We start from the raw sequence: 3,181 nt of genomic DNA on the forward strand, positions 1-3,181 counted from the left end.
GAGGCGGAGCCTGTCCTCGAGCGGAAGGAGACGCGGAAGTACGACGACCCGAATCACACCCTCACCATCACCCGTACCATCCAGACCGGGCCCACACCCGAGTCCGGGTCCACGCCGCCCGCCACCCGCACCGAGTCCGAGACGCTGCACGTCGACACCGCGGGGCGGGTACTCAAGGTGGTGCGGACGTTCGACGGCGACAGGGTGGCGACCCACGAGTACCGCTACAACGAGCGGGGGCAGGTGCGGTGGCACAAGTCGCCGGAAGGCGCCGTCACGGAATACAGGCATGATCCCGTGGGCAACCTCGTCCAGTTGAGAGAGCCGGCGGACAGCTCCTCGGGCACTCCACTGAAGACCACCTACCTGCTCCACGGGGATGGCCAAGTCTGGGCCGTGAAGGGGCCGCACCCGGGTTTCAGCACCACCTTCACGTACGACAAGTTCGGGGAGCTGAAGTCGAAGACGGCCGCGGCTCATGGGAGCACGCCCGAGGCCACCTGGACGTACGAGACCACCGCGAACCCCGGCGAGATCAAGGAGACGATGTCACCCGAGGGCGTGGTGACGACCCGGCGCTTCAATGCGCGCGGGAGGCTCGCCGCGGCGAAGGTCCAGGGGGCGGCCGGGGTGGGGACGCCCCGAGAGGCCACCATCGCCTTCGACGGGCCGTGGGAACTGCGCCGGACGGTGAAGGAAGGCTCCTGGACGTCCAAGGTCGAGACCACGGAGCGCGACGACCTCGGGCGTCCGCTCGAAGAGGCGGAGGAGTGGACGCAAACCGACCGGGGGCTGAGCTACCGCTACACGACGAGCACCGTCTGGACGCAGCGGAACGCCACCATCCAGTACAACTGGAAGACGAACAACTCCGCCTACTCCGACGGCAATCAGCAGCGGAGTCAGTCGTGGGAGGTGAGTGTCGACTCGCTCGGCCACGTGGTGCGCTACAAGCCGGCGAGCCTCACCCATACCAACTGGTGGTTGTACGACGCGGACGGGAAGCTGGCGGTGCAGAAGCCAGCCGGCCGTCCCGCCACGGAATTCAAGTACGACCAGGGATTGCTGCGCACGCAGGACTACGCCGGCGAGCTCACGCGCTACACGTACGATCTCGACGGACGTCTCGAGCGTCAGACGGAGCCGGGAGAGAATGGCCGGACCCGCACCTATGCCTATTACGCGCGGGGCGTGCTGAAGTCCGAGACCTATGGCCGCCTCGACGCGGAGGGCGATCAGTACGAGGGGGAGACACAGCGCACGGACTACACGTACGACGCCACCAGCGGCCTGCTGAAGACGGTGACCCAGGGGGCGCAGGGAGCCGCGTCCAAGGTGTGGACCTATGACCACGGAGCGCGCGGCGAACTGCTGTCCGTGACTATGCCGGACACCCTCGGGTCCTTCACCTACACCTACGATGGCCTGTTGAGGTTGAAGTCCGTGACAGCGCCAGGAACGGCGCAGCAGGGTTTCACGTATGACTTCGCCGGCCGTATCACTGAGCGGTGGCGGGGCGACAAGAACGCATTCCACTGGCGGACGGAGTATTCCAACGGCGAGGTGACGACGACTCCCTATCCGGCGAGCGACGATGACACCCAGGTGGAGACGACCACGTTGCTGGACGGTCGCGGCCGTGTGGCCCAGGTGAAGTACAAAGCCAACCTGGCTCGAACTCCCTACCAGGATCTGCTGCAGGTCGATCATCACTACAATGGGATGGATCAGTCGCTGACCATCGGAGAGCTGCGAGTCAATGGCGGTGTGCTGACGAATGCCTTCCAGTATGACGAGCGAGGTCTGCTGACTTCCGTCACGCGGGGTACCGACACGGTGACGTATGCCTATAAGCCGAGCGGTCAGCGAGAGCGGGTCACGGTGAGCGGTGGGGGCTCCACGCGCTCCGTGGGGTACTCGTACGACGCGAAGGCCCGGCTCAGCGGGATTACTCCCAGCGACCCGTCACGCAGCGCGACCGAGGTGTCTTGGGAGCCGGATGGCGAGCGCATCCGGCGCATCTCCGATGGCTCGCTGGTGGAGCTGCGCTGCTATGACACCATCGGCCGGATCTCGGCCGTCATCAACGCTTCGGGGAGCAACTCTCCGAGTTGTGAAAATCCGTTTGGCAATGCCCTCGCGGCATACAAATACACGTATGACGCGCGTGGGAACCGGCTGACGGAGGAGACCCGGGGCTCGAAGGTCACGGTGCCGGGTATCACCGAGTATGGCTACGACGGGGCGGACCGCCTCACAGGCGTGCGCTACCCGGGCGGCGCCGCGGTGCTCTACTCGCTCAAGACGGATGGGACGCGTCAGGGCGAGAAGGAACTGACCGGGCACACCGGAGTCCTGGATGGGGATGCGTACGGGATGATCCAGGAACCGGCACGGCATTGGACCTACGGTTATGACGCTCGCGGTGTCTTGGAGAGCATCACGGATGCGAAGACGGGTGGGAACATCGCCACGATCACCACGGATCGCTTCGGTCAGGTGCAGCGAGACGTGCGGGGCTTGGTCAAGACCGAGTACCAGTGGGATCCGGCTGGACGCATCGCCGGGATTGATGTCTCACGCCGCCAGTCCATGGATGCGGCCTTCGGCCCGCCCACCAAGGCCAGCTACACGTATGACTACGCGGGCCTGCGGCGGAAGAAGAGTGTCGGCACGGATGTGACGTCTTGGTTGTACGTGGGCGATGAGCTCGTGGAAGAGCGGCTCCCCGGTTCCAATGGGCCCAAACTCATGTACGAGCGTGCGGGGGGGCTGGTGACCGCGGTTGGCAGCGAGCGCATCCTCCATGACGGGCTGGGCAGTGCGGTGGGGCGGGTGGGGGCGGGAAGCATGGCTCCGCTTGCCCGGTACGACACCTGGGGTGGCTACTTGTCAGGTGCTCCCGGCACGGGCGTCGCCAGCATGGGCTATACCGGACACGCCTACGACGCCGATGTGGGCCTCACCTACGCCCAGCAGCGGTGGCTCGACACGTCCACAGGGCGCTTCCTGTCCGAGGACCCGGTGGGGGCAGAGGCGTATTTGAAAACGCCTCAGGGGTTGAACCCGTGGATATATGCCAATGGGAATCCGACGCGTTACACGGACCCGGATGGGCGGATGGGGACGGATACCATCGGAGAGAACGCAGAGTTCGACTGCTACGCTCTTGAGCGCAGTT

Annotated in this window: 1 protein-coding gene; it reads left to right on the plus strand. The window is 65.5% G+C overall.

Translation table 11 applies throughout. The annotated features are described in order from the left end of the window. Positions 1–3,181 (plus strand): RHS repeat-associated core domain-containing protein (locus tag VF697_RS27290; RefSeq protein ID WP_331099657.1); only part of this gene is annotated, 3,181 nt, incomplete at both ends.

The organism is Archangium sp., from assembly GCF_036388035.1.
In the GTDB taxonomy this organism is placed as follows: domain Bacteria; phylum Myxococcota; class Myxococcia; order Myxococcales; family Myxococcaceae; genus Archangium.